This is a genomic window from Viscerimonas tarda, from assembly GCF_054601255.1.
In genome coordinates this window covers 41,364-67,887 of record NZ_BAAHWV010000005.1, presented here as the reverse complement: position 1 = coordinate 67,887, position 26,524 = coordinate 41,364, and the positions used below count along the sequence as shown (strand labels likewise).

Below are 26,524 nucleotides of genomic sequence, written 5' to 3'. Positions count from 1 at the left end.
ATTACCATTTTCAAAACGCCCATTCGCGGCAACGGGCTACAGCTATTTCGCCCCTACGATAATACGGGATAATAAAAACCTAACTTCCACCTAATTTTCCTAACAAAACAACCTCAGTAGCAATAGATTACAACGTATAATTCAACCTCATTACATCATTGTTCACACGTTTTTTTGTGTAAAATAAATGAGGTTCTTTTATACCATTTCAATATTACCCCTTTTACTTCAACAACCTGTCTATCCGTTGCAAAAGGGTAGGGTGGGAGTAATAGAAAAACACCGATAGCTTATCGGGATTCAGGTTGCTTAACGACTTCACCGACAGCTTTTTCAATCCGCTTATCAATGCTTCCGACAAGCCGAATCCGGCGGCGTATGCATCGGCTTCGTATTCGTTTTTCCGGCTCGAGATATTCATGAATATCCCCAATAGCAAGGATATGGGTGTGAAAAGGATGGAGAATGCAATGATTCCCAAATGAAAGGACGGCTCGGTTCCACCCAAAGCAATAGCCAGCGATTCGTCCGATAAAAACAAGGAGAGGATAAACAGCATGGCGCCGGTATAGAGTACCGACACAATCATCTGTTTGATAATGTGTTTCTTTTTGTAATGCCCCGTTTCGTGCACTAAAACGGCCACAATTTCTTGCACCGACAAGTCTTTTATCAATGTGTCGAACAATACAATCCTTTTTTTGCTGCCAAATCCGGTAAAATAGGCATTGGCTTTGGCCGACCTCTTGGAGGCATCCATCACATAGATGTTCTTTAAATTAAATCCTGTTTTGCGGGCAAAGCTTTCTATTTCCTCCCTCAGTTCGCCGGCTTCCAAGGGTGTTTGTTTGTTGAAGAGGGGTACGATAACATCGGAGTAGAAAAATGTCATCAACAACGAAAACAGGGTGATGCATCCCCAGGCGTACAACCACCAATATGCCCCAATATTGCCAAACAACCAGACAATTGAGGCCAGAACTCCGCCACCGATTACCATGCCTAGCAGCAAGCCTTTCAGCTGGTCGAAGCAAAACAGCTTAGGCGTGGATTTATTGAATCCGAATTTTTCTTCTATAACAAAGGTTTCGTAGTAAGAAAAAGGAAGGGTGATTATTTCGTTTGCCACGTAAATAATACCCAAAAATGCCAGCGTCAGCAAAATCGGGTGGCGAATATCTTCTCTCAGCGTTCCATCCAACCAGCCAAAGAGCCGAAAGATGAACACGGCTAAAATAACGGCAAACGAAAACAAGCCCGCATATAATCCGAAACGGCTGTTTTCTTTCTGGTAGGCTTGTTGGCGGGCATATTCGCTTTCATCGTATATTCCCTTCAGCTTTTCGGGAATAACAGGGCTCATTTGCTTCCGGTTCCGGTAAGCCAGGTATTGGGTGAGCGAAAAGTCGAGTACCAGAATTAATATAATAATGTAGTATAGCATGGTTTTTTAATAATGTGAATAATGTGAATAATGTGAATAATATGCTAATGTGAATAATGTGATTAAATTAATGGCGCGAAGCGTCAAAAAAGATGCTGTCATTGCGGGCCCCGACCCGCAATCTCCTAACCATTCACATTATTCACATTGGCATATTATTCTCATTATTCAAAATTGCCTGCAAATATAAACATTCCGGCTTAATCTGATGTTATAATAATAACTCAATATCAAAATAAAATAGTACTATCATGAAAAAACAATTACTCTTTTTTGTTGTCTCCTGTTTTAGTTTTCAACTGTTGGCTCAGGCTCCCTTGGGCTATTACGACCAGATTGACGCTAAAAGCAATAGCGAATTGAAAACGGCCTTGCACAAAATTGTGAGAAACACAATATCCCTGGGCTTCGATACTTTTTCGGCTCAATTTTGGGGCGATGTGTATTACAAGCGAACAGACTGGAATCCGGCAGGTTATTATTGGGACATGTATTCCAACGAACAACGGGTGGCTTACAATAGCAGCAATATGGCTCGCGAACATTGTATGCCTCGCAGTTGGTGGCAAGTTACGGGCGGCGACCAGTACGGCGATGCAAATAGCGATATACTGAATCTTTACCCCTCCGATTCGGAAGCGAACGGCAAAAAATCGAACAATCCGCTTGGGGTAGTTACCAGCGCCACTTATGATAATGGCCTTGTCAAGCTCGGCAAAAACACCTATGGCGGAGAATATACCGGCACGGCGTTTGAACCTGCCGATGAATACAAAGGCGATTTTGCCCGTACCTATTTTTACATGGTAACAGGCTACGAAGATTACGCCGCTCGTTGGGGCAGCGAGGGTGTTAGCATGTTGAACAACGAAACTTATCCGGTTTTTAAGGACTGGGCGGTTAACATGTTATTGGAGTGGCACCGGAACGACCCTGTCAATCAAAAGGAAATAGATAGAAACAACGAAGCGTTTAGTATTCAATACAACCGGAATCCTTTTATCGACTATCCCGAACTGGTAGAATATATATGGGGAAACAAGAAAACGGATAGTTACACCCTTACAAATAAAGCCACATCGCCTGCATTATTAACGCCAACAAGCAATACCATTGTGTATTATGGCACAAAGGCGTTTATTACCCGGGATGTACTTGTTAAGGGCGCCTTGCTGACCCAAGCAGTAGATGTTGCATTGACTGCCGGAGACATTGAGCAGTTTAAAATTGTTCAGGATGCGGTAAGTCCCGGACTGACAAAGGATGGTTATAAACTGGCCGTAAGCTATTCGCCCAAAGCAGAAGGCGCTCATACGGCAACACTTAGCTTGAGCAGCAGCGAAATTGGAGTTGTGAATATAACCCTGACCGGCGAATATTCTCAATCGGCTCCGGCTGTCGATCCGATAGAACCGGCGGATGATATGGATGTATTGATTTATTATCCGGGCCCATGGAATACCACATTGCCCGAAGGCTTCCAGACAAACAGTACCGAATTTTACGAAAGCGGAAATTTATTGGCGTTCAAGTCAACGAATAAAAACCTGATTGTGAACTACAACGAACCGGCGAATATTCTTCAGTTTGCCTTGAAGCCCTATAATGCTTGGGGAACAAATGACAACCACATATATGTATATGAAAGCGTTAATGGTTCGTCTTGGGGAACGAATATTGCCGATTTCGATAACACAAATCTAACAGGCAATACCTATTTCAATACGCCCGAAATACAGCTGCGTCCCGAAAGCAGGGCGGTGAAAATTGAATACAAGAAGCAAGCCCAAAATGTAGGCTTAACCCATCTGATTCTGACAAGGGCTATCTCCGAAGGCGTTGCCGGTATTACGGCCGATGATACACGCCTGTTTGTGAAGGAGGGCAGGCTGTGTATTACCAATCCCGAAAGCCGTATTCCGGTTCAGGTATTCGACATAACCGGCAAAGTGGTGTATAAAAATAGCGCTTATACCGATAGTGATGCTATTTACCTGAATAACAGAGGAATATATATTGTTAAAGTTAACAATAGAATATATAAAGTAGTAAATTAGTGTAGTTATCATTTATTTTGCAACGAGGCCGGTCGAAAGATTGGCCTCGTTTAGTTAATTTTTTCTTTTGAACTTTTACAGGGTATCAGGTCTTTTTAGTACTTTTGTACGATTTAACTAACTAAAAAATAACCGTAATTATGTTGAATACTATATTGTTGGAATTTGATTCGAGTACTATTGACTCGTTGTTAAGAAAGATTATTCCGGAGGCGATAATACTTGGAGAAAGAATAATTCTCGCCATTGTAGTCTATTTTGTTGGTACATGGGTTATTTCGCTATTGCGGAATTTGGTAAAGAGAATATTACTAAGGAAGCATATCGATGGAGCTGTTGCGTCTTTCGTAAATAGCCTGGCCAACACTTTATTGAAGGTAATTCTGGTTATATCCATAATCGGAATACTGGGTATTGATACAACTTCTTTTGCGGCGCTTTTGGCTGCTGCCGGTTTGGCGGTAGGTATGGCAATGAAAGACAACCTGTCGAACTTTGCCGGAGGCGTAATGATATTACTGAACAAGCCTTTCAAGTTGAAGGACTACATAATAGCCCAGGGACAAGAAGGAAATGTAACCGAAATCGGCATTTTATACACTGTTTTGTTAACCAATGACGGGCGTACCATTTACTTGCCCAACGGGCCATTGTCCACAGGCAGTATCATAAACAACACCGACCAGAAAACGCGAAGGGTGGACATTACATTCAATGTCAATTATGGAAACGATGCCGGGGAGTTGAAGAAAATCCTGCTGAATATACTCACAACCACGCCCCTCGTGCTAAAAACTCCAGAGCCGTTTGTAGGTATTACAGCCGTGAAAAATGGGAATATAGACATAACCATACGCGCCTGGGGATTGAATAAAGACTATGCAGCTCTTAGCGTACAATTGAACGAAGCTGTTTACCATGCGATGAGCGAAAAAGGAATATTCGTTGCTTCCTCTCTCACCGTCAGAATGGCAAAAGACTGAAAAATTGGCTTTCATTTGGGATAAAAACAGGGTATTTTATCAGGGCAAACCATGAAAAATTTTACTGCTTATGCCTTCCGGTAAAGTTGCTGGTATGAGCAGGAGATTCCCCCCTTTGGTCGGAATGACGGTCTCCTTTTGGGGAGAGGAGATGAGGAAGCGGCGGCTTCGCCGCCGCTTCCTCATCCCTTAAACCACTAACAGGCGAGTCATTCCGACCAAAGGGAGGAATCTCATCCGTAATAGTGGTTCCTACATTTTTTTATCAATATTATTGTTTATTCCAATTATTATTTATACTTTCGGAACGTTTTTAAAATAAAAGTAGAACTTTATATCTAGATCTAGCCATGTCAAACAAATCACAAGAAATTAAATTTTATAGTGGAGAAAATGTTCCACTCGAACTTCACAAGGTACGCATTGTACAAAAATTGTTTTTAGTACCCATCGAACGTAGATTAGAAGCTTTGAAAGAAGGCGGGTTCAACACATTCAGGTTGGATACCAAAGATGTATTTCTGGATATGCTTACCGATAGTGGTACCAATGCGATGAGCGACAATCAACTTGCCGCCATGATGCAAGCCGACGACGCTTATGCCGGATCGCAAAGTTTTGTAAGATTCCAAAAAGCCGTAGAGGATGTATTGGGGAAAAAATACCTGCTTCCGGCTCACCAGGGACGTGCCGCCGAAAACGTAATATCGAACGCATACGTGCGTAAAGGTAGTGTTGTGCCTATGAATTACCACTTTACAACTGCTTTGGCTCATATTACCCAGTATGGCGGCAGTATAGAAGAATTGTTGTACGACGAAGCGTATGTGATAAACAGTGCGCATCCTTTCAAAGGAAACATCAATCTGGAAAAACTGGAAGAATGTATAAAGAAGCATGGCGTAGAAAACATTCCGTACATCCGGATGGAGGCTTCTACCAATTTGATTGGAGGACAACCGTTCTCTGTTGAAAACCTGCGTGGCGCAAAAGCTATTGCCGAAAAATACAAGATTAAACTTGTACTCGACGCCAGTTTATTGGGCGAAAACGCTTGGTTGGTTAAACAACGCGAACCTGAGTTCAAAGATGCCTCAATGGCTGAAATTATCCTGACGATGACCGGATTGGCCGACCTGGTTTATTTCTCGGCGCGTAAATTAAGTTCTTCGCGCGGAGGTGGTATTTGTACAAATGACCTGCGTATATTTAAAGAACTTGAGCCGTTAATTCCACTTTTCGAAGGCTTCCTGACGTATGGTGGTATGTCGGTTCGCGAAATAGAGGCCATTGCCGTTGGTCTTTACGAAACACTTGACGAAACAATGATAAGCCAAAGCCCTCAATACATTGAATATCTGGTGAATGGCCTTCAAAGCAAAGGCGTGCCTGTTGTAACGCCTGCCGGGGTACTGGGCTGCCACGTAAATGCGATGGAAATATGCGCTCATATTCCGCAAACTCAATATCCGGCTGGCGCATTGGCTGCAGCATTTTATCTTATATCGGGTATTCGCGGTATGGAACGCGGATCGGTATCTAATCAGCGTGATGAATACGGAAACGAAACCTATGCCGATATGGAGTTGTTACGTTTGGCCGTTCCTCGTCGTGTATTCACCTTGTCGCAGATTAAATATGTAGAAGACCGTATGGTGTGGCTGAACAAAAACCGCCACCTGATTGGAGGTTTACGCTTTGTTTACGAACCACCTGTATTGCGTTTCTTCATGGGTGGATTGGAACCGGTAAGCGATTGGCCGGAAAAATTGATAGCCAAATTTAAAGAAGACTTCGGCGATAGTTTGTAAAAACAGTTTGCCGGTTATATAAGAAAAGCACATAGCATTTGATGTTATGTGCTTTTTTTGTTTTTATTGTTGCTCGTTGCCTTAGGATTGATTGCGAACGGCGATAAATTTGTCAATATCGTCAATGGTATATTGAGGGCCTGTGGTATGCAGTGCACCATAACAGTCTATAATATAGTCCAGTACGCCATATTTTGCAAAAAGCGTATAGACTTCCTTGCCGGTCAAGCCCTTTGCCTCTTTGTATATCTCTATGCAGTAAGCTAAAAATCTTGTTTGATTGTCCATTTTCGGATTATTCATTTACTAATAATTTCAATCCACAATCGTGATAAAAAGGAAATTTGGCATCGGCGCTGATAATTGTATATTTTTCGGCAATTGCTTGAGCTATTAACAACCGGTCAAATGGGTCTTCGTGATTTTTCCCATTAATTTTAAGTATTGGTAACTTCCCTAATTCATTTATATGATTGACTTCCACAGGAATAATCGTTATTTGGCGTTCTGTCAGGATAGTTACAATTTTATCAAGCGAATAATCCAATGTAATTTTCTTCAACGATTGCAAAATTATGATTTCACGCAACGACTCAACACTCACATAATATGAATGCTGAAAATAGTCGATATCTTCTCGGATATTTTCGTTAAGACAATTACTGTCCTTGTCTAATAGCCAAATCAGAATATGCGTATCAATCAGGTAATTAGTCATAGTCCCAAATTAAAAATGTCGGCATCTTTGTCGTAATGAATCTTACCCTTCATAATTCCCCATAATCCCCGTGGTTTAATTCTGTCCCTTGTCGAGGAGGCATCTTTCTTTTCTCCGGTAGTTGCTTTTTTTGCTACCGATTTTTTTGTGTTTGCGGTTGTTTCCATTTTTTATCTATTAACATCATACTACAAAGTTATAAAAAAAATCTCAAATGCCTAACAGCGAAGCTTGTTTCTCTATTCCGCAAAGATGTTGCTAAACAAAAAATATACCGGAAACAGCTACCGGATTGCTTCTACTTTTGTATCTTTACGTGTAGAAATTCAAATTATAGATTCTCTTGATAACTGCCCGAAAAATAGAACTGCTTGCTCCGGCCAAAAATCTGGAATGTGGTATCGAAGCAATTAACCATGGCGCTGATGCTGTGTATATTGGCGCGCCAAAATTCAGTGCGCGAGCCGCCGCCGGAAACACAATTGCCGATATTCGCGAGTTGGCGACTTATGCGCATCAATACGGGGCGCGGGTGTATGTTGCGCTGAACACCATTTTGCGGGATGATGAATTGCCTGATGCGGAGAGGCTGATAGCTGAACTTTATCATGCGGGCGCCGATGCGCTGATTATTCAGGATATGGGCATTACGATGCTCAACTTGCCACCCATCCCGCTTCATGCCAGTACGCAGGCCGATAACAGAACTGTCGAAAAAATAAAATTCTTTGAGACCGCCGGTTTTAAGCAAATTGTTTTGCCTCGCGAGCTGGCTATCGACGAAATAAGAGCTGTATCGAAGGAGGTTACTACACGCCTCGAGGCCTTTATTCATGGCGCCTTGTGCGTTTGTTACAGCGGGCAATGTTACCTGAGCGAAGCCCTGTCGAAACGTAGCGCCAACCGGGGAGCCTGCGCTCAATATTGTCGGTTGCCATATACGCTTGTCGATAGCGATGGAAAAGTAATTGTTGAAAAAAAGCACCTGCTTTCGATGAAGGATTTGAATCTTTCGGAGCATTTGGAGGAACTGCTGGATGCGGGCGTAAGTTCGTTGAAGATAGAAGGACGGCTGAAAGATGTACCGTATGTGAAAAATGTAGTGGCCCATTACAGCCGGAAGCTGGACAAAATACTGGAGAATCGCCCCGAATATCAACGGGCGTCATTGGGTAAATGCCGCTATTATTTTGAACCGGACATCCATAAAAGTTTTAACCGCGGCTACACCAACTATTTCTATAACGGACGCGCAGAGAATATCTGGTCGGTGGATTCGCCGAAGTCAATAGGAGAGGCTATTGGAAAAGTCAAGGAGGTGTTCGAGCGGTTCTTGGTATTGTCCGGCACAAAAAAACTGCACAACGGCGATGGTCTTTGCTTCTTGAACGATAACAAGGAGCTACAAGGAATACGGGTGAACAGGGTAGAAGGGGAGAAGGTATTTTTTACCGAAAACACCCTCAATATACGGAAAGGAAGGTTTATCTACCGCAATTTCGACCACGAATTTGATAAATTATTGCGAAAGAAATCGGCTGAACGTAAAATAGCGGCAAACATCACTTTAAGGGAATCGGATCAGGGCTTTGTACTCGAAATGGAGGACGAAGACGGAAACAAAGCCGCTTTGGATTTTACATATAACAAAGAGCTCGCGCTTAAAGACCAGACAGAGAACATAAAAAACAACTTGAACAAAACAGGAAATACCATTTTTGAAATCGAAAACCTGGCCATTGTGTTTTTGCAAAACTGGTTTATTCCGGCCTCCGCACTTTCGGAATGGCGGCGACAACTGATTGATAAGTTTGTAGAGGTCAGAGCCTTATATTATTCTCAACAAACGGCTCAATGGCAACAAACAACCCATGCTTTTCCTGCCAAACAAATTAGCTACCTGGGAAATGTGATGAACGAAAAAAGCCGGCAATTTTATCTCCAACACCAATCGGTTGTTACGCAGGACGCTTTTGAAAAACAGCCTCAAACAGCTGTCCCCCTAATGTTTACGCGGCATTGCATAAAATATTCCATGGGTTGGTGCCCCAAGGAAAATAAGCAGGCATTTACATACCGCGAACCCCTGTTTTTGCTCTACAACAAAACACGCCTCAAACTGGATTTTGATTGCAAGATATGCGAAATGAGCGTAGCAGCCCCTCCAACCTCCCCGTAGGGGAGGCTTTAGTCCACCAATTAACCCCTGTGTTTAAACCCTGCTTGTCATTGGCTCAGGCCGATTTACGCTCCGCTCCAATTGCGGGCTCCGACCCGCAATCTCCTGACAATCATTGCACATTTACTCAGGAGATCCCGTGTCAAGCACGGGATGACAGCCTTTTGAGACAGCCCCTTGTAAAGCGCCACCCCATACATTGTTACTGTTTAATCAGTCTTTCGGTATATGCTTGGCCTTTTGAGTCATAGACCTTCACTACATAAACGCCCGGCGACAAATGATTGATGCGGACTGTTTTACTGATATTATCCGATTGAGACAGCGCCAACTGAGCTTTGGTATCATAAATTTCAATTTTGCTTATCTCCGAATCGGACTGAATCTGAAACTCGGTTGCTGCCGGATTGGGCAACAATTTAATGGCTGATACTGTTTCGCTAACGATATTTGTACTTGTTCCAACCTGAATATTCATGGTTTTTTGGCTGCTGACTACACAAGCAGATGCTCGCACTGCCGCCAGGCTTTGCCCAACAAAACTTGTCAAAGTTGCAGTAGAAGGATACGATATTCCGTACGCCAAATAACTGCCGTCCGGCAAACTGCGGAAATCGCCGGTAGCGCTTGCGGCTTTTATCAGGTTATCCGATTTGCTAACGGCAATGTAGGCGTAACTGGTACCTTCCGGAGCGGTTGATTCGGTATATACATCGCCTGCGCCACTAATACCTACTGTACCTGCTGCATTGTATCCAATCAGATAATAATCGGTACATTCATTCAACTCTACAGAAGCAGAACCTATTACATAAAAATTAGTACCATTATTAGGAGTATATATGCATGACTGAAGGAAGCTTGAAACACTAGGAGTTGCTGAAGTATAAATACTTGCATAACAACCTCCCGAACGTGTAAAGGTATATAACCCACTCTTTGAAACTCTGAATTTATAAGTATCTGAATTATATGCGCCAAAATTTATCCCTGCAGATGGAGATACAGCGTCATTTCTGGCAACTAATAGCTTCGATGATCCGGGTGTTATTGTAAGGGAGGTGATTACAGTACTCGGATTCACCGCGCTCAATCCCAAATTCAAAGAAGCATCTCCAAGCTCTGTTACCACATCGGCAGGGAAACAAGGCGCGCTACTGTATGATTGGCAAGAGGATGTAATAGTGAAATTAGCATCCGATACATCAAAAAATTCGGCATAATCGTTCAATTCGGCCACTACTTTTATTCTTGCCTGAGTTGTACCGGGTACATTGGGGATAGTAACGAGTTGCGAACCGTCGTTAGGCGTATCCTGTGCCAACACGTAGGGGAAAGCGCCCCCGCCATCTATCGACAACAAGATGCTTACATTCGCGCTCAACGAATTGGTCGAGTTCATGTCCCATGTTACAGTGGTTGTGCTGCTGGCGCTCGCAGTTATGGCCGTGTTCGGTGCAGTAACCCGAAGTGGACCGGCAGCGCTTACATGCACAGTTATTTCATCCATGTTGACACCTGCCTGATTGTCTCTCACCACAAACCTGAACTTCATATCCCGGGCTACTTGGGGCAAATCTTCTCCTTCCAGGTCGTCGGGATTGTTTTGGTTGTTCAATACAAATGTCATTTTTGGGAAAGTACGGTCGGTAACCGATGCCTGTTCGCTTCGGAACAAGGGGGCAGTCGTACTGTTCACGGCAGGATAGCCTCCATTACCATTTATGTTACTGCCTAAAGCGCCCTGATCGTTGAGGGTAGCCGCGTCCACTTCATCCCAAGTGTATGTCAATTCGTCGCCGTTGGCATCGGTAGCTACACCTTTCAACCAAAACGGCGTGCCTTTGGGTATGGTAATATCTACACCTGCATTAGCTGTAGGCGGAGTGTTTCCGGTAATAAGAGTAGTAAAACAACCACCGGTACCATTCAGAAAATCGTTGATGGCTTCAATGCTGGTGGCATGAAAATAAGACAAATGGTTATTTCCTGTCAATGTTTGATTTGTAGGAGTTGTACAGTTATTGTGATACCCCATCAGCGTGCTTCCGGCGCCCGGTTCGGTGGCATGTGTACTGCTCCATCCGTTCGTACAGAAAGTAGGACTGCCGCTTGAGCCACCTGTTGCATTGTAGGTATGCCATGCGCTGAATTGGTGTCCGGTTTCGTGTGCAAAAATAGATACGATAAGTCCCAATGCCGCTCCTTCAGTCCATTCTGTCCATCCGTTGGCTTTGTTATTGTTATTACATGGTGTAGGGCCAGCTTGTCCCCTCGAGCTGTAGCCTCCAGCCAATGGCGCTAATGTACTGAATGTGTGTCCAACATCATAGTTGCCGTATGGTAAAATACCGCTTCCATTCATGGCTGTAAAACCGGTTTGCGAAGCCGACGCGCTGGCAGAATCCAGACCGGGAGTAAATGGGTCGGAGGTTGGATCGGTAAAAATAAGCGTGCCATTTGTCGTTTTTTCTATTAACGAAAAACTGATTGCAAGTTCCTGCTCGTAAATCAGGTTGGTTGCATTGATGATGGAAACAATTTGTGCAACAACAGCATCCTTTGAGCTATAATAGGAATACATTTCGCCGGTGGCTGCCGCAGCCATTCTGAAAATCCGAAGCTGGTCGCCAATAGGGAAAGTAGAGAGGCTTTTTGCCGCTCTGATTTTTGACAACTCCGTTTTTATTTCCTCAAAAAGGTTTTCATCTGCACCGCATTGCATCGACGAAGCCGGAATTTCGGATAAATTGTAGAAGCGATAGATTTCCTCCGGTATATTTTCGGGTTCAAAAACAGAGTATCCTTTGCCGGGTTGAGACAACATGGCTTCTACTTTATCACCGAAAACCGAAATTTTCAGCTTAGATTTTCCATCTTCCGAAACGCCATCGTATGTTTTGATGAAATCTAAATGTTTCGCCAAGGAATTTTCCGTCAGATTGAAGACCTTGGATGTTCCATCTCCGAGAGGAATACTGATTTTTAACGGCTTTCCGCTTTTTAGCGTTGATCCGGCTGTTTTGAATGAGCCGAAATCGAATTTCACTTTTACTCCCAAATCGTTATCTGCTTCAGCCACTTGAGCAAAACTGAGGAGCGAAAACGAACAGAGAAAAAGAATTGTCAATAGAAATTTTTGTGTCATAATTGGTACTTATTTAAGATTATTAATATAATCCACAATCCAGTCTCCTACATCCGATGTTGAGTAGGCTTTGCCACCCAGGGCAATGTCTTCGGTAACAATGCCTTTGGCCATGGAGGCATCTACGGCTTTGCGGATAATGGCGCCTTCGGCTTTCGATTCAAAGGCATACTCAAACATCATTGCCACCGAAAGAATGGTTGCCAGAGGATTGGCTATATTTTTGCCTGCCGCCTGAGGATACGAACCATGGATAGGTTCAAATACCGAAGTGTGAATACCTATCGAGGCCGAAGGCAACATACCCAGCGAACCGGTAATAACCGAAGCTTCATCGGTGAGAATATCGCCGAAAAGGTTTTCGGTAACCAATACATCGAAACGTTTCGGCCATTGAATAATTTGCATGGCGGCATTATCCACAAACATGTATTCGGTTTCCACATCGGGATAATCCTTTTCTATTTCCTGCGAAACCTGCCTCCAAAGGCGCGATGTGCACAATACGTTTGCCTTGTCCACAATGGTCAGTTTTTTACGCCTTTGTTGAGCAAATTTGTACGACAGACGCACGATGCGTTCTACTTCCTCGCGGGTATAAACGCAGGTGTCGTAGGCCGTGTTGCCATCCTCGCTCCTGCCTTGTGGCCGACCGAAGTACAAGCCGCCGGTCAGTTCGCGCACGCACATAAAATCGGCGCCTTCCACCAAATCGGCGCGCAAGGGCGATTTATGTATCAACGACGGGAAAGCTGTTACCGGACGCAGGTTGGCGTACAAGCCCAGTTTTTTGCGCATGGCCAGCAATCCCTGTTCGGGGCGCACTTTTGCCGATGGGTTGTTATCGTATTTGGGGTCGCCGATAGCGCCAAACAAAACGGCATCCGATTTCATACACAATTCGTGTGTTGCATCGGGATACGGATTTCCCGCTTGGTCGATGGCACAAGCGCCTACCAAGGCGTATTCATACTTCAATTCGTGTCCGAATTTTTCGCACACAGCTTCTGTTACCCTTAATGCTTGTCCCACAATTTCGGGACCAATTCCGTCTCCCGGAAGTACTGCAATGTTTAATTTCATATTTTTATTAATTACGATTTTCTTATTTGATTATTAGTAGATTGGCTAAGAACAATTTAGGCTCTGCTTCAATTGCGACAGCTTCCCCCATTTAGTTAAAGTTATAGCCGATGGAAAAAGCAACCGGAAGCAGTTGACTTACTTTCATGCTTGAGTTGTTTTCCCATTCGTGGTATTTGTCCATAAACTCACTCGACCGGAAAGGTACCAGCAAACTCATGTCAAGCCGGTTCCCTCCACGACCGACACGAATACTTATACCCATTCCTACTGTTATTCCGCGCGAAATTTTTTCAACATTACTGTCTAAAATGCCTTCTCCCCTCGCCAAAACACCGTTATAACCATACATAGCTGTTAGTTTGGGTGAAACTTTTTTGTTGGGCAGCGGTAAACAACCAAGTCCGACATTCCACCCCACAAGCGCCATATTAAAGCCTAATCCACCAAAAACGCTGAGATACTTAATTGGAAAATACTCAATCTTAGCTCCCAATCCGCCGTAATCAAGTCCGGCGCCAAATCCAACATACACAATTGGGTCGTCCGGCAATACGGGCGGAGGCGTGGTGGTTCCGGTCTGTGCACTGATGCTACCGGCCACAAACAGCATAACTAACATTATGCGAGCTTTTCTTTTTAATAGTTCCATAATAAATAAATTTTATTAACGTGCCAATGTGAATAATATGAATAATGAGAATAATGTGCTTAGGAGATTGCGGGTCGGCGCCCGCAATGACAGTCAGTTTATCGTAGCTTTGCGCTATTGGCACATTATTCACATTGGCATATTATTCTCATTATTCTCATTAGAGTAAATTACATCTCTTCTATAATATTGAGCATTTTTTCTGTTGCTTTTACGGCTGCTTCGGTTTGGTCGGCATCCAGGCCGCGCGTGCGAAACTCTTTTCCGTTAAATTCCCAGGTGATAACTGTTTGTACCAGCGCGTCTGTCCGTCCGCCCGGTGGAATAAATACGGCGTAGTTCAACAACTTAGGCCTTGGCTTATTCAGCGTTCGGTATATTTTATAAAGGGCTTTCGAGAATGCATGATACTGCCCGTCTCCGGGAGCCGTTTCTTCGTACTCCTCGCCGTTTATTTCTATCCGTACCGTAGCCGTAGGCCGCAAGCCTTTTGTCAACATAAAGGCAAAAGTAGTAATTTTTATTTTCTTTTCCTTGCTGTTATGCTTCAATACGTCCGAAATAATGTAGGTTAAATCGTCCTGGGTAATAATTTCTTTCTTGTCGCCCAATTCTATCACACGATTGGTAACTTTTGTCATTTCCTCTTCGTCCAAAGCTATACCAAGCGCCTCGATGTTTTTTCGGATATTGGCTTTCCCCGAAAGTTTGCCGAGTGCATATTCGCGGATGCGCCCAAACCGGTCGGGTTGTAAATCGTTGTGATACAAATTATTTTTGTTATCGCCATCAGCATGTATTCCGGCGCACTGCGTAAATACATTTTCACCGATAATGGGCTGATTGGCGGCAATGGTCAGGCCCGAATAGGTTTCTACCACGCGGCTGACTTTGTTAATCTGGTCTTCCCTGATGGTGGTTTCCATCTTCAGGTGATCGTGAAGAACCGCTACTACACTCGACAGTGAAGCATTCCCCGCCCGTTCGCCCAAGCCATTCATCGTTACGTGTACGCCCTGCATTCCCACTTCTACGGCCACCATTACGTTGGCCACCGCCAGGTCGTAATCGTTGTGGGCGTGAAAATCGAAATGCAGATCGGGGTAACGGTTTTTCATCCGGCGGCAACACCTCCATGTGGTGTGAGGGTTCAATATACCGAGTGTATCGGGCAACATAAACCGTTTTATGGGAAGGTCTTTCAGGCTATCGACCACATAATACACGTAGTCCTCCGAATTTATCATGCCATTCGACCAATCTTCCAGATAAATGTTTACATCAATGCCCATTGAGGTAGCCAGTTCCACTTCGTGGCGGATGTCCTGCACATGTTGTTCGGCAGTTTTTTTCAACTGTTCGGTTACGTGCTTGTAGGAGCCTTTTGTCAACAGGTTAATAGTCTTACAACCAACATTTTGTATCCACTTGAGCGAGGCGCCTTTATCCACAAATCCCAACACTTCGAGCCTGTCGATATATCCGGCAGATTTTGCCCAATCGGCAATCTTCTTCACCGCGGCAAACTCTCCTTCCGAAACACGAGCCGATGCAATTTCGATGCGATTGACCCCTAAATCGGCCAATAACAAGTGCGCTATACTCAATTTTTCTTGCGGGGAGAACGAAACTCCAGAGGTCTGCTCCCCATCCCGCAAGGTTGTATCCATTATTTCGATGTGCTGATGTGCTGATGTGCTAATGTGCTGATACCGATTACTATTTTGTATTTGTTCCATTGCCTTTACTTGAACTGATAATTTTTGACAAAACTTTTTGAACTGATAGAACTTCATCAAGCAGCGCTGGTTCAAAAGGATAAGTTTCTGAAAATTTGCACAATGAGAGCCAATATACTGTTTCATCTGCTTCTTTTGATGCTATTTTTAGCTTGTGAACAAAGTCGGCTTTACTTTCACAGTGTTGTGCTTCTCTAACATTTGCGCCAATAGAAGCGCCGCTTTTTAATAACTGATTAGCAATAACAAATTTTCTTTTCTCTTCAAGAGTTTCACAAAATGGAATAATTCTCAAAGCAAGTTCAAAAGATAAATCTACGATTAAGTTTCCTGTTTTCATAATTATAAGATCATTAAATAATAAAAATAATTAGCACATCAGCATATCAATACATCAGCACATCCTTGCTGCTTCGTACGCTTCTATTAAATCTTTTTTTGAAAGCAGGTAGTCGATGTCGTCCAATCCTTTCAGGAGGCATTCCTTTTTGTAGGCATTTATTTCAAACGATTCCGATTTTCCGGTGGCATCATTTGTAATGGTTTGCTTTTCGAGATTGATTGTCAACGTAGCTTTCGGGTTTTTGTTGATGCTCTCGAATATTCCCGACAGGAATCCGGGACTTACCACTACGGGCAGGATGCCATTATTCAGCGCATTGTTTTTGAAAATATCGGCAAAAAAGCTCGATACTACTGCTCTGAATCCGTATCCCGCAACAGCCCATGCGGCATGTTCGCGGCTGGAACCGCTACCGAAGTTTTTCCCCGCAACAAGAATCTGTCCGCTGTATATGGGGTTATTCAGCACGAAACCGGCTTTTGGCTTTCCTTCTTTATCGTAGCGCCAATCGGCAAACAGATTATCGCCAAAGCCTTCTTTGTCTGTCGCTTTCAAAAAACGAGCAGGTATAATCTGGTCTGTATCAACGTTCTCGATAGGCAGAGGAACGTATGTTGATGTTAATGTTTGAAATTTTTCCATTTTTCTTTCTTTATTTAGAACGCTAATTTCGCAGATTACGCAAATTAAACGCAATTTTTTTTTATAGTTTAATTAATGACTTTTTTCTTTTATTGGAATACACTTTACGGCTAAATTTTGCACTTTTACCGAAATTCAAAACATATCCTACTTCAATATCGGTGGCTTTCAGATAGTTTAATAATTGAGTTTCATGTGCAGAATTTAATTCTTCACAAGCTTTTAATTCCAAAATAATACAATTTTCGATCACTAAATCCGCACGATAATCGCCAACAACACGTCCATTATGATATACCTTTATGAGTTTTTCTACTTTCTCAAATTCATTCATAATTCGCGTTTAATTTGCGCAATCTGCGAAATTAGCGTTCAAAAATTACTTGCGTGGATCGGTAATTCGTCCCGTAATGGCTGCCGCTGCTGCAACCAGCGGGCCGGCCAATATGGTGCGGGCTCCCGGTCCTTGGCGACCTTCAAAGTTGCGGTTGGATGTTGATACGGCGTATTTTCCGGCGGGAACTTTGTCGTCGTTCATTGCCAAACAGGCCGAGCAACCCGGCTGACGCAATTCAAAACCGGCGGCTTTCAGTATATCGTACAAGCCTTCTTCGCGGATTTGCTGTTCTACCATCCAACTGCCCGGAACAAGCCATGCAATCACATTACCGGCTTTTTTCTTGCCTTTCACAAAATTGGTAAATGCACGGAAATCTTCGATGCGGCCATTGGTACAACTGCCCAAAAATACGTAATCAATCGGTTTTCCTTCCAGTTTTTCGCCCGGTTCAAATCCCATGTAATCCATTGATTTGCGGAACGAAATACGTCCGGCTTCATCTATTTCGTCCAGCGTGGGGATAGCGCCGTTTACCGCCATTCCCATACCCGGATTGGTACCGTAGGTAATCATTGGCTGTATGTCCGCCGCATCAAATGCCAGTTCTTTGTCGAATGTTGCTCCTTCGTCTGTTTTCAGGGTTTTCCAATAGGCCAGGGCTTTGTCCCATTTTTCGGCTTTCGGCGCAAATTCACGGCCTTTTACGTAGGCAAAAGTTGTTTCGTCGGGAGCTATCAAACCACCGCGCGCGCCCATTTCTATACTCAGGTTGCACAGGGTCATGCGTTCTTCCATCGACATGGCGCGAACAGCCTCCCCGGCATACTCAACAAAATAGCCGGTAGCGCCTCCCGTAGTCAATTTCGAAATCATATACAGCGCCAAATCCTTGGCCGTTACACTTTTGCCCAATTTACCGTTGAAGGTGATACGCATGGTTTTGGGGCGGCTTTGCAACACACATTGAGTGGCCAGCGCCATTTCTACTTCCGATGTGCCAATACCGAATGCCACCGAGCCAAAAGCGCCGTGGGTGGAGGTATGGCTATCGCCGCAGACAATGGTCATACCCGGCTGGGTGTAACCGTTTTCGGGGCCAACAATGTGTACCACTCCGTTCTTTTTATTTCCGAGAGCATACAATGTCAGGCCAAACTCCTGCGCATTCCTGGACAAGGTATCCAGCTGATTTTTAGAAACCGGGTCTTTTACCGGTTGATCCTGATTGATTGTCGGGGTGTTGTGGTCTGCCGTCAAGGTGGTTTGTTCGGGACGCAGCACCTTCAATCCTCTTGCCCTCAGACCATTGAAAGCCTGTGGGCTTGTTACTTCATGACAGAACTGCCTGTCGATATACAACTGTGTAGGGCCGCCTTCCACTTTTGATACAATGTGAGCATCCCAAATTTTGTCGAATAATGTTTTCATTACTATTATAGTTAGTTTATTGATTGATATTTTAATTCTAAGTTTTTAATTATTTTTCTACCCCAATTTTGTCCGGGAACTTCTATAAAACGGTATGTAAGTTGAGCGAGCAAAAATGTGGCTATCCAAACAGCAATATATTCAATCGCAAAATTAATTGCCACAACAGCCAATTCCGGTAGCATGGAATTTTGAAGGACGCTGAAATCATACAAGTTGACAAACACAAAATGCACCAGATACATGCTGAAACTCAGCTTGCCTATATTCGCCAACAGCCTGTTCGATAACAATTTATAATTTCGTTTAGCCAGCGCTATTAATAGAAATGCAAAAAACAGGCTATACAAAAAATGATAGGGTACAACAAAGTAGCAAAATAGCAAAATTGTTGCAGCCAGCATCAAAATCGTTGCCGGTTTCACTTCCCGGTTTTTATCATACAGCGCCCAATAAGCAAATATGCCCAACGCAAACACAGGAAGTTGCGAGGTAATATTGTGATAGACGAAGTATGTTGGATCGTCAACAAACAGCGTTTTTACCAATATCCTGTTGAATGCCGTTGATAACAAAAGCGAAACTATAACGAATACGACACTCGAATTTAGATTCCTGATTTTCAGGCACAACAGCGGCAATAGCAAATAGAAGCTAAACTCTACGGCAATCGACCAACCGCCGGGCACATACCGGTTGATGTACGCAGGGACAAAGCCATTTGTAAAAGAAATATTTGTCAACAGCTCAACAACATCAATCTCCTCCAAACGTGGATTGTATATATTCCATCCCAATAGAATATCGACCGTTACGAAAAGAATAGCCAAGTGATACATGGGGGCAATTCGGAAAAAACGGCGGATAAAAAAGTTTGTTGTCCTGTTTTTCTCATTCAACCTGTTCTGATACGACATGACCAAGGTAAAAGCGCTTACAATAAAAAACAATTGCACGCCCAGTTGCCCATTCTCTACAATCTTATTGATAAATCTGGGAGGGAAAACGTTGTAGCCAACATGCACCATAACTACCAGCATGATGGCTATACCTCTTAAACTGTCAATATATTCGTATTTTTTGGGCTCCATTTATTGTAGCTGAATTATATCACAAATTTATTGATTGCATTGATAAACGCTTCTACTGACGCGGCAACAATATCGGTGTTGGCCGAAAAGCCATAGTAGTTCACACCGTTGTAACTAACTTGCATGTGTACCTTCCCCACATCATCGCTCCCTTTATTGATGGCCTGTATCAAAAATTCCTGAATCACCATCTGACGGTGGATAATTTGTTTCACAGCCTTTATAGCCGCATCCACAGGGCCATTACCCGAAGAGGATGCCTCAAATTTTTCGCCTGCAATATCCAAGCCCACGTTGGCGACACACTTCACGCCTACGCCCGAAATCACTTGCAAGTAGTCGAGTTTTATCCGGTGTATTCCATCTGTTTCTTTTCCGGCCAAAATCAACAGGTCTTCGTCGTTGATGTCTTTCTTTTTGTCGGCAAGATCCAGAAATTGCTGATAGATGTCGTTCAGTTTTTCACCATCCACTTCTATACCCAAAATGCTCAACCTGTTTTTCAGGGCGGCGCGTCCGCTGCGGGCGGTCAACACAATGGCGTTATCATCAATTCCCACATCTTTGGGGTCGATAATTTCGTAAGTCGAAAGATTTTTCAACACCCCGTCCTGATGAATCCCCGAAGAGTGGGCAAAGGCATTTCGGCCTACAATAGCTTTATTGGGCTGCACGGGCATATTCATTAAGCTGGAAATCATCCGGCTCATGGGATATATTTTTGTTGTGTTTATATTGGTTTCAATCTCCAACTCTTTGTGGCTCTTGATTGCCATAACCACCTCTTCCAGGGAGGTATTTCCGGCGCGTTCTCCTATCCCATTTATCGTTACTTCCACCTGACGGGCGCCATTCAGCACACCCATCACCGAGTTGGCTGTGGCCATCCCCAAATCCTGATGACAATGTGTCGAAAGAATGGCATTTTTCATATCAACATGGTCAATCAGGTACTTGATTTTTGCGCCGTATTCGGTTGGCAAACAATAACCGGTGGTATCGGGAATATTCACTACTGTTGCTCCGGCATTTATCACTGCCTGAACCACACGCGCCAGGTAAGCGTTATCGGTTCGTCCGGCATCTTCGGCATAGAATTCAATATCTTCTACAAACCTTTTGGCATATTTAACCGCCGCCGCCGCACGTTCAACAATCTCATCCTGAGTTGAATTGAATTTATGCCTGATGTGGTATTCCGAAGTCCCTATCCCTGTGTGGATACGCTTATTCTTGGCATATTTAAGGGCTTCTGCCGCCACTTCTATATCTTTTTCAACAGCGCGTGTCAAAGCGCATATTGTTGGCCATGTAACCGCTTTGGATATTTCGACCACCGAATTGAAATCGCCCGGACTGGAAACAGGAAATCCGGCTTCTATTACATCAACGCCCAAAGCTTCCAAAGCTTTCGCCACTTCAATTTTTTCAACTGTATTCAACTGACATCCGGGAACCTGTTCCCCGTCTCTTAATGTCGTATCAAAAATAAATAACTTATCCATATTTTTTTCTTTTTTTATTTTGTCTCGCGTAATCATAAAAAAACCTTTCCCATACGAGTGAGAAAGGCTTTTGCTATATTGTCCATGTTTGTCTTTTACCGCACAATGCCACTCACTCCAACAGACTGCCAGAGGAGAAGAATAATGCTAATAATAGAAGTAAAAGATGCCATTGTTTGTTGTTTTTGTTTTAATACCCTGCAAAAGTACAACATAAATCAAAAAAAAGCAAATAATTAGTTCAAAAAATCAAGGAAAACACATGAAAAATTTTAGTACTACTGTTACGGATAAGATTCCTCCCTTTGGTCGGAATGACTCGCCTGTTAGTGGTTTAAGGGATGAGGAAGCGGCGGCTTCGCCGCCGCTTCCTACTCCTCTCTCCCAAAAAGGAGACAGTCATTCCGACCAAAGGGAGGAATCTCCTGCTCATATCAGCAACTTTACCGAAAGGCATAAACAGTAAAATTTTTCAGGTTTACCCTATTCAAAATTTACTTTCTGACAATTATTTTCCGGATAACAACCGCATTATCGGTATAAATACGGGCTAAATACACCCCATCCTGCAACTTGGAGACATCGGTTTTTCCGGCAAATTCCGCATCGGCAAGAAGCAATCCGCCTGCTTCGCTGTATATCTCAACTTTATTAACCTGAACCGTTGAGTCGATATACAAATACTGCTTCACCGGATTGGGGTAAACCGATACGCTTGCCTTGTCGGCTGCGACGCTTTCTACATTATTGGACGAAAGTATTTTATCCCTGATAATTTCGTATGCATCCTTTCCTAAACGTTCGGCATATACGGCATTAAAATGATAGGGGTCTAAAAGCAGAGCGTCCTGCATATCAATCAGATATATATTGTCATCCTCAGCAGCAATTTTCTTTTGTGCGGCTTCCACCACAGCCGAGTATTGAGTTGACTTGTGCGAAATGGTACCAAATATGACCGGCAGATCAGGCTTCCCGACCGATGTGCGCACGTATGCAATAAGGTCGCGGAAGTTGACATAATAATCAGCGCTTGCCACAGCCTGGTAATCGCCTTCGCCCTGGTGCCACAAAAACGCCTTGATGTCGAATACTCCCTGATTTTTTTCTATCGCCGTATTTACGTTTGTTACAAAGCTTTTGACATAGGTGTTTTTTCCGGTTGGAATTTCATCGAAATGAGAAGTCCAAAATCCGCCTGTATCGGCGCCCTTCGGCGAAATGGCGCTTCCGCCCTGCGTCCATTTAATTTCATACACCACATCGTTCAAAAGATGTTGCAATCGACTGAGAACAATGGCATCAAATGCCCAGTTTGCCGTTCCAAGTTTCCATGTATTAAAAGTGGCGGCGGCATTTTTGTTTGAATACTTGGTATTCGGAATCTCTCCATTTGTCAGATAATTAACCGTTTGTCCCTGTTCATCAACATAGCTTGTTGGAAACTCAGTATAAGGCACACGCCCTTCGGCATTGCTTTGTCCGGCCACAATAATGGCCACTTTGGGAGTTGCATCTGTCGATTTTACCTGCCCGTTCAAGGCTACCGGCATTATTGCCATGCCTGTAACGAAACCGGCAACCATAAGAAGTAGTTGTTTATTAGCTTTCATAAAAATGTTTTTTTTAAGGATCGTTTATTCAGGGTACAAATATAAGAAAGAAACCATAGAAAAGTAATTATTGTGATTAAATTGGTGTGAGATTTGAAATAATAACAGGAAACGAAACATGAAAATAACGATTATATTTACTATTTTTGCAAACATGGATGCAAATAGTAAAAATCAACCCTTATCTGAGGTATTTGGATTTCCCATTGATAATCTATCGGAAAGAGCGGTGCGTTATCGTGAAAACAAACTTTGTCCATTCAACAATATTGTTTCAAACTGTACCAAAAACAGTATAGAAAACCCGTTGGGTGTATGTAGCCTGAACCATAAGAATCGACCTGTAATTATTTGTCCGATCAGATTTCGTGAAGACTGGAAGATAATGAGCGATGCGGCAGCTTTCATTTTTGAGGGTAAAACGACCTGGACACACGTTGGAGAGATAAAATTAAAAGACAAATCAGGGAAATCAGCCGGAAACATTGATTATATTTTAGTATCTTACGATTCCAAGGGAAGAGTGCTTGATTTTGGTTCGCTGGAGGTTCAGGCGGTTTACATTTCGGGAAATCTGACAGGCCCTTTTACTGCATATTTAGAAAATCCGGTATCGGAGTTTAACTGGACGCAAGCATTCAAATATCCAAAACCGGACTATCTTTCATCGTCAAGAAAAAGATTAATTCCTCAGATTATTGCCAAAGGTTCAATCTTAAATCAATGGAATAAAAAACAAGCAGTTGCTTTGCAAACAGCATTTTACAACACATTGCCACCGCTTCCCGAAGTTGAGAAAGACGATGCGGACTTCGCATTTTTTCTCTACGATTTAGAGCCTGTTGAAGAAGAAAAAAGGTTAGAATTAAAATTAAAGAAAATCATATACACAAAATTTGCCATCGCATTGGAACAAATTGCCAAGTTTGAGGCAGGTTCTATAAATGATTTCACGCAACTACTACAAAAGAAATTAGATAACAAACGTTCGGATATTTCAAACATCAATAACTTTGAAAATATAGTTGTAGAATGAATCGCCAAATGAATCTGTTCAGTGAAGAATATGTAGGAACTACGGTTACTAATGTTGCCTCTGTGCCACAACGAAGCCCATTCCGTTATCCCGGTGGAAAAACATGGCTTATTCCTACCGTTCGACAATGGCTCAAACAAGAAAACAAACCGATAGTGGAATTAATAGAGCCTTTTGCCGGTGGTGGTATTGTAAGCCTTTCGGCAGCGTTTGAAAAATTAGCCAATCATATTACAATGGTTGAAAAGGACGAAGAAATTGCTGCCGTTTGGGAAGTTATCTTAAACGGTAAAAATCAATGGCTTGCCGATAAAATAAGATCGTATGACTTAACCATTGATAATGTACAAAACGAATTGAATAAGCCCGAAAAGCAATTGGCCGACATTGCCTTTTGCACGATTCTTAGAAATAGAATTTTTCACGGTGGTATTCTTGCAAAAGGTTCAGGTATGATAAAAAATGGAGAAAAAGGAAAAGGTATTTCTTCCCGCTGGTACCCTAAAACATTACATGACCGGATTATTGCAATTGGTTCGATTAAGGAAAAGATTCACTTTATAAGGGGAGATGCGTTTGAAATTCTGGAGCAAAACCTAAATAACGAAAATACCTATTTTTTTATCGACCCACCTTATACTGTTGCAGGTAAAAGGCTTTATACTTATTCCGAAATAGACCACGAACATCTTTTTGCCTTGACAGCCAAGCTAAAAGGCCGATTTATGCTTACTTATGACAACACTCCCGAAATACGCCAACTGGCCGATAAATATAATCTTCTCTATAAAACAATTCCAATGAAAACAACGCATCATTTGGTAAAGGACGAAATTATTATTTCAGACAATTTTTCGTGGTGGAAACAAGCTGTCAATACCTAAATTACGTGTGAATTTACTTTCTTTTATCCAATTAAAGGCAAAAAATAATATCTTTGTTGCCTGATAAAACAAATAGAACAAAAAAAAATATGAAAATAACAATTATAGGCGGCGGAAACATGGGTTCGGCCATTGCGCTCGGACTGGCGACCAGCAGCAGTTTTTCGGCAAAAGATATTCACGTGGTTGATTTAAACAAGTTGACAATCGACCGGATAAAAACCATCAATCAGGATATTCAGGCTGTGGTGAACGATTACAGTTCGGTAAAAACTTCCGGCATTGTGCTTGTTGCGGTTAAACCCTGGTTGGCGCAAGAGGTTCTGGAGTCGATAAAAAAAGACCTGAGCCCTGAACAAATCGTTATTTCGATAGCCGCAGGCATTCCGTTGGCGCACTTGCAGGAATGGGTGCATGAAAAAACGCCCTTGTTCCGTCTGGTGCCCAATACGGCTATTGCCATCAAGCAAAGCATGACTTTCGTTACTTCGGTAAACGCCAGCCCCGAACAGGTTGATATTGTTCTGCAAATATTCCGCGAACTGGGCAAAGTAGAACTTATTAAAGAAAACCTTATACCGGCAGCAACATCGCTGGCATCCTGCGGAATAGCTTACGCTTTCAGATACATACGGGCAGCCATGGAAGGCGGTATCGAACTGGGATTGTACCCCGATCAGTCGAAGGAAATAGTGATGCAAACCTTGCAGGGAGCCATCGGACTGCTGGAAGAAAACGGCTCGCACCCCGAAGTGGAAATAGACAAAGTTACCACCGCCGGAGGAATAACCATCAAAGGATTGAACGAAATGGAACATGCAGGCTTCACATCGGCTATAATAAAGGGGCTGAAGGCCAGTACACCGAAATAAAAAACAGCCCCCCCGCCCCCCGCAGGGGGATCATGGAATGGGCTTTAAAATTAAATATATGAATTTACGAATTGCAGTACAATCGAAAGGTCGCTTATTTGAAGAAACCATGGAACTGCTGACAGAAGCAGGGATTAAACTAAACAACAAAAAAAGAACGCTACTTATTCCGGCAAAAGATTTTCCGGTAGAAATTCTTTTCCTGCGCGACGACGATATACCTCAGGCGGTGGCGACAGGCGTAGCCGATATTGGCATCGTTGGGGAAAACGAATTTGTGGAAAAAGACGAAAAGGCCGATGTAGTCAAATACCTGGGCTTCAGCAAATGCCGTCTGTCGCTGGCTATTCCCAAAGACGACGAATACAATGGGCTGGAATGGTTCAACAACCGGAAGATTGCCACCTCCTATCCGCACATACTGACCAAGTTTCTGAAATCGAAAAATATCAATTCCGACATACATATCATAACCGGTTCGGTCGAAATATCGCCGAGTATAGGGCTTGCCGATGCTATTTTCGATATTGTGAGCTCGGGAGGAACACTGGTCAGCAATCGCCTGAAAGAAGTGGAAGTTGTTATGCAATCGCAAGCCTTGCTGATTGCAAACCCCTCTATTTCAGCCGAAAAGAAATCCATTCTTGACGAACTGATATTCCGTATCGAAGCCGTTCAAACGGCGCAGGACAAAAAATACATCCTGTTGAATGCCCCCGAGGAAAAATTGCAGGAGATAACCGGTATTCTTCCCGGTATGCGCAGCCCGACAATAACCCCTTTGGCAACCAAAGGATGGTGCTCGGTGCAATCAGTAGTAGAAGAAAAACGCTTTTGGGAAATTATCTCCAAACTCAAATCGCTGGGAGCCGAAGGCATTTTGGTTTTGCCTATTGAGAAAATGATTCTGTAGTTAGGAGATTGCGGGTCGGGGCCCGCAATGACAAAAATAAAAA

Annotated in this window: 24 protein-coding genes; 9 read left to right on the top strand and 15 right to left on the bottom strand. The window is 43.2% G+C overall.

Annotated features, from left to right (window positions below; all coding sequences use genetic code 11):
* Positions 1-223 precede the first annotated feature (223 nt).
* Positions 224-1,444 carry a M48 family metallopeptidase gene (locus ACYPWY_RS03360; RefSeq protein WP_459684023.1) on the bottom strand — a complete coding sequence of 407 codons (1,221 nt, stop codon included), beginning with the start codon at positions 1,442-1,444 and terminating at the stop codon, positions 224-226.
* Between the two features lie 251 nt (positions 1,445-1,695).
* Between ACYPWY_RS03360 and ACYPWY_RS03355 the strand changes: the two genes are divergently transcribed.
* From ACYPWY_RS03355 to ACYPWY_RS03345, 3 genes are all read left to right on the top strand, one after another.
* Positions 1,696-3,501, top strand: coding sequence for an endonuclease (locus ACYPWY_RS03355; protein ID WP_459684022.1), 1,806 nt, complete (start codon positions 1,696-1,698; stop codon positions 3,499-3,501).
* Positions 3,502-3,641: 140 nt separating this feature from the next.
* Positions 3,642-4,484 carry a mechanosensitive ion channel family protein gene (locus tag ACYPWY_RS03350; RefSeq protein WP_459684021.1) on the top strand — a complete coding sequence of 281 codons (843 nt, stop codon included), beginning with the start codon at positions 3,642-3,644 and terminating at the stop codon, positions 4,482-4,484.
* A gap of 350 nt (positions 4,485-4,834) precedes the next feature.
* Entirely contained in the window at positions 4,835-6,295 is a 1,461-nt protein-coding gene (locus ACYPWY_RS03345) for a tryptophanase (protein ID WP_459684020.1), read from the top strand.
* A gap of 81 nt (positions 6,296-6,376) precedes the next feature.
* On the opposite strand, the gene ACYPWY_RS03340 is transcribed toward ACYPWY_RS03345, so the two are convergent.
* From ACYPWY_RS03340 to ACYPWY_RS03330, 3 genes are read right to left on the bottom strand one after another with little or no spacing between them, the layout of a single operon-like run.
* Positions 6,377-6,598: a DUF3791 domain-containing protein gene (locus ACYPWY_RS03340; protein WP_459684019.1), complete on the bottom strand. Its 222-nt coding sequence runs from the start codon at positions 6,596-6,598 to the stop codon at positions 6,377-6,379.
* Entirely contained in the window at positions 6,591-7,013 is a 423-nt protein-coding gene (locus ACYPWY_RS03335; RefSeq protein ID WP_459684018.1) for a type II toxin-antitoxin system VapC family toxin, read from the bottom strand. The genes ACYPWY_RS03340 and ACYPWY_RS03335 overlap by 8 nt, the downstream gene beginning before the upstream one ends.
* Complete coding sequence (locus ACYPWY_RS03330) at positions 7,010-7,180, bottom strand: hypothetical protein (protein WP_459684017.1); 171 nt, start codon at positions 7,178-7,180, stop codon at positions 7,010-7,012. Before ACYPWY_RS03330 ends, ACYPWY_RS03335 begins: the two co-directional genes overlap by 4 nt.
* 176 nt (positions 7,181-7,356) lie before the next feature.
* Between ACYPWY_RS03330 and ACYPWY_RS03325 the strand changes: the two genes are divergently transcribed.
* Positions 7,357-9,192 (top strand): peptidase U32 family protein, encoded by a 1,836-nt coding sequence (locus tag ACYPWY_RS03325; RefSeq protein WP_459684016.1) that lies wholly within the window; start codon positions 7,357-7,359, stop codon positions 9,190-9,192.
* Positions 9,193-9,394: 202 nt separating this feature from the next.
* Here the strand turns inward: ACYPWY_RS03325 and ACYPWY_RS03320 are convergent, their stop codons facing one another.
* From ACYPWY_RS03320 to ACYPWY_RS03275, 10 genes are all read right to left on the bottom strand, one after another.
* The gene (locus ACYPWY_RS03320) at positions 9,395-12,340 is read right to left on the bottom strand and encodes a zinc-dependent metalloprotease (RefSeq protein WP_459684015.1); all 2,946 of its coding nucleotides are present in this window, start codon (positions 12,338-12,340) and stop codon (positions 9,395-9,397) included.
* A gap of 9 nt (positions 12,341-12,349) precedes the next feature.
* A complete protein-coding gene (gene leuB / locus ACYPWY_RS03315; RefSeq protein WP_459684014.1) occupies positions 12,350-13,423 on the bottom strand; it encodes a 3-isopropylmalate dehydrogenase in 1,074 nt (357 codons plus the stop codon).
* A 91-nt stretch (positions 13,424-13,514) separates the two neighbouring features.
* The gene (locus ACYPWY_RS03310; protein ID WP_459684013.1) at positions 13,515-14,075 is read right to left on the bottom strand and encodes a hypothetical protein; all 561 of its coding nucleotides are present in this window, start codon (positions 14,073-14,075) and stop codon (positions 13,515-13,517) included.
* A 170-nt stretch (positions 14,076-14,245) separates the two neighbouring features.
* On the bottom strand, positions 14,246-15,814 hold the full coding sequence (locus tag ACYPWY_RS03305) for an alpha-isopropylmalate synthase regulatory domain-containing protein (RefSeq protein WP_459684012.1): 1,569 nt from the start codon (positions 15,812-15,814) through the stop codon (positions 14,246-14,248).
* The gene (locus ACYPWY_RS03300; protein WP_459684011.1) at positions 15,795-16,154 is read right to left on the bottom strand and encodes a four helix bundle protein; all 360 of its coding nucleotides are present in this window, start codon (positions 16,152-16,154) and stop codon (positions 15,795-15,797) included. Before ACYPWY_RS03300 ends, ACYPWY_RS03305 begins: the two co-directional genes overlap by 20 nt.
* A 54-nt stretch (positions 16,155-16,208) precedes the next feature.
* The gene (gene leuD, locus ACYPWY_RS03295) at positions 16,209-16,799 is read right to left on the bottom strand and encodes a 3-isopropylmalate dehydratase small subunit (protein ID WP_459684010.1); all 591 of its coding nucleotides are present in this window, start codon (positions 16,797-16,799) and stop codon (positions 16,209-16,211) included.
* A 61-nt stretch (positions 16,800-16,860) separates the two neighbouring features.
* Positions 16,861-17,133: a GxxExxY protein gene (locus ACYPWY_RS03290; protein WP_459684009.1), complete on the bottom strand. Its 273-nt coding sequence runs from the start codon at positions 17,131-17,133 to the stop codon at positions 16,861-16,863.
* Positions 17,134-17,178: 45 nt separating this feature from the next.
* A complete protein-coding gene (leuC, locus tag ACYPWY_RS03285; RefSeq protein ID WP_459684008.1) occupies positions 17,179-18,567 on the bottom strand; it encodes a 3-isopropylmalate dehydratase large subunit in 1,389 nt (462 codons plus the stop codon).
* Positions 18,568-18,578: 11 nt separating this feature from the next.
* Positions 18,579-19,658 (bottom strand): acyltransferase family protein, encoded by a 1,080-nt coding sequence (locus ACYPWY_RS03280; RefSeq protein WP_459684007.1) that lies wholly within the window; start codon positions 19,656-19,658, stop codon positions 18,579-18,581.
* A gap of 14 nt (positions 19,659-19,672) precedes the next feature.
* Positions 19,673-21,163, bottom strand: coding sequence for a 2-isopropylmalate synthase (locus tag ACYPWY_RS03275; RefSeq protein WP_459684006.1), 1,491 nt, complete (start codon positions 21,161-21,163; stop codon positions 19,673-19,675).
* A gap of 262 nt (positions 21,164-21,425) precedes the next feature.
* Between ACYPWY_RS03275 and ACYPWY_RS03270 the strand changes: the two genes are divergently transcribed.
* Positions 21,426-21,629, top strand: coding sequence for a hypothetical protein (locus tag ACYPWY_RS03270; protein WP_459684005.1), 204 nt, complete (start codon positions 21,426-21,428; stop codon positions 21,627-21,629).
* Between the two features lie 28 nt (positions 21,630-21,657).
* Here the strand turns inward: ACYPWY_RS03270 and ACYPWY_RS03265 are convergent, their stop codons facing one another.
* Positions 21,658-22,776: a sialate O-acetylesterase gene (locus ACYPWY_RS03265; protein WP_459684004.1), complete on the bottom strand. Its 1,119-nt coding sequence runs from the start codon at positions 22,774-22,776 to the stop codon at positions 21,658-21,660.
* Between the two features lie 118 nt (positions 22,777-22,894).
* Here ACYPWY_RS03265 and ACYPWY_RS03260 point away from each other — a divergent pair, with 118 nt between their 5' ends.
* The 4 genes from ACYPWY_RS03260 (at position 22,895) to hisG (ending at position 26,481) form a co-directional block, all read left to right on the top strand.
* Positions 22,895-23,812, top strand: coding sequence for a NotI family restriction endonuclease (locus ACYPWY_RS03260; RefSeq protein ID WP_459684003.1), 918 nt, complete (start codon positions 22,895-22,897; stop codon positions 23,810-23,812).
* 8 nt (positions 23,813-23,820) lie between these two features.
* The gene (locus ACYPWY_RS03255; RefSeq protein ID WP_459684002.1) at positions 23,821-24,696 is read left to right on the top strand and encodes a DNA adenine methylase; all 876 of its coding nucleotides are present in this window, start codon (positions 23,821-23,823) and stop codon (positions 24,694-24,696) included.
* A gap of 89 nt (positions 24,697-24,785) precedes the next feature.
* Positions 24,786-25,568 carry a pyrroline-5-carboxylate reductase gene (gene proC, locus ACYPWY_RS03250; RefSeq protein WP_459684001.1) on the top strand — a complete coding sequence of 261 codons (783 nt, stop codon included), beginning with the start codon at positions 24,786-24,788 and terminating at the stop codon, positions 25,566-25,568.
* A 58-nt stretch (positions 25,569-25,626) separates the two neighbouring features.
* The gene (hisG, locus tag ACYPWY_RS03245; RefSeq protein WP_459684000.1) at positions 25,627-26,481 is read left to right on the top strand and encodes an ATP phosphoribosyltransferase; all 855 of its coding nucleotides are present in this window, start codon (positions 25,627-25,629) and stop codon (positions 26,479-26,481) included.
* Positions 26,482-26,524 lie beyond the last annotated feature (43 nt).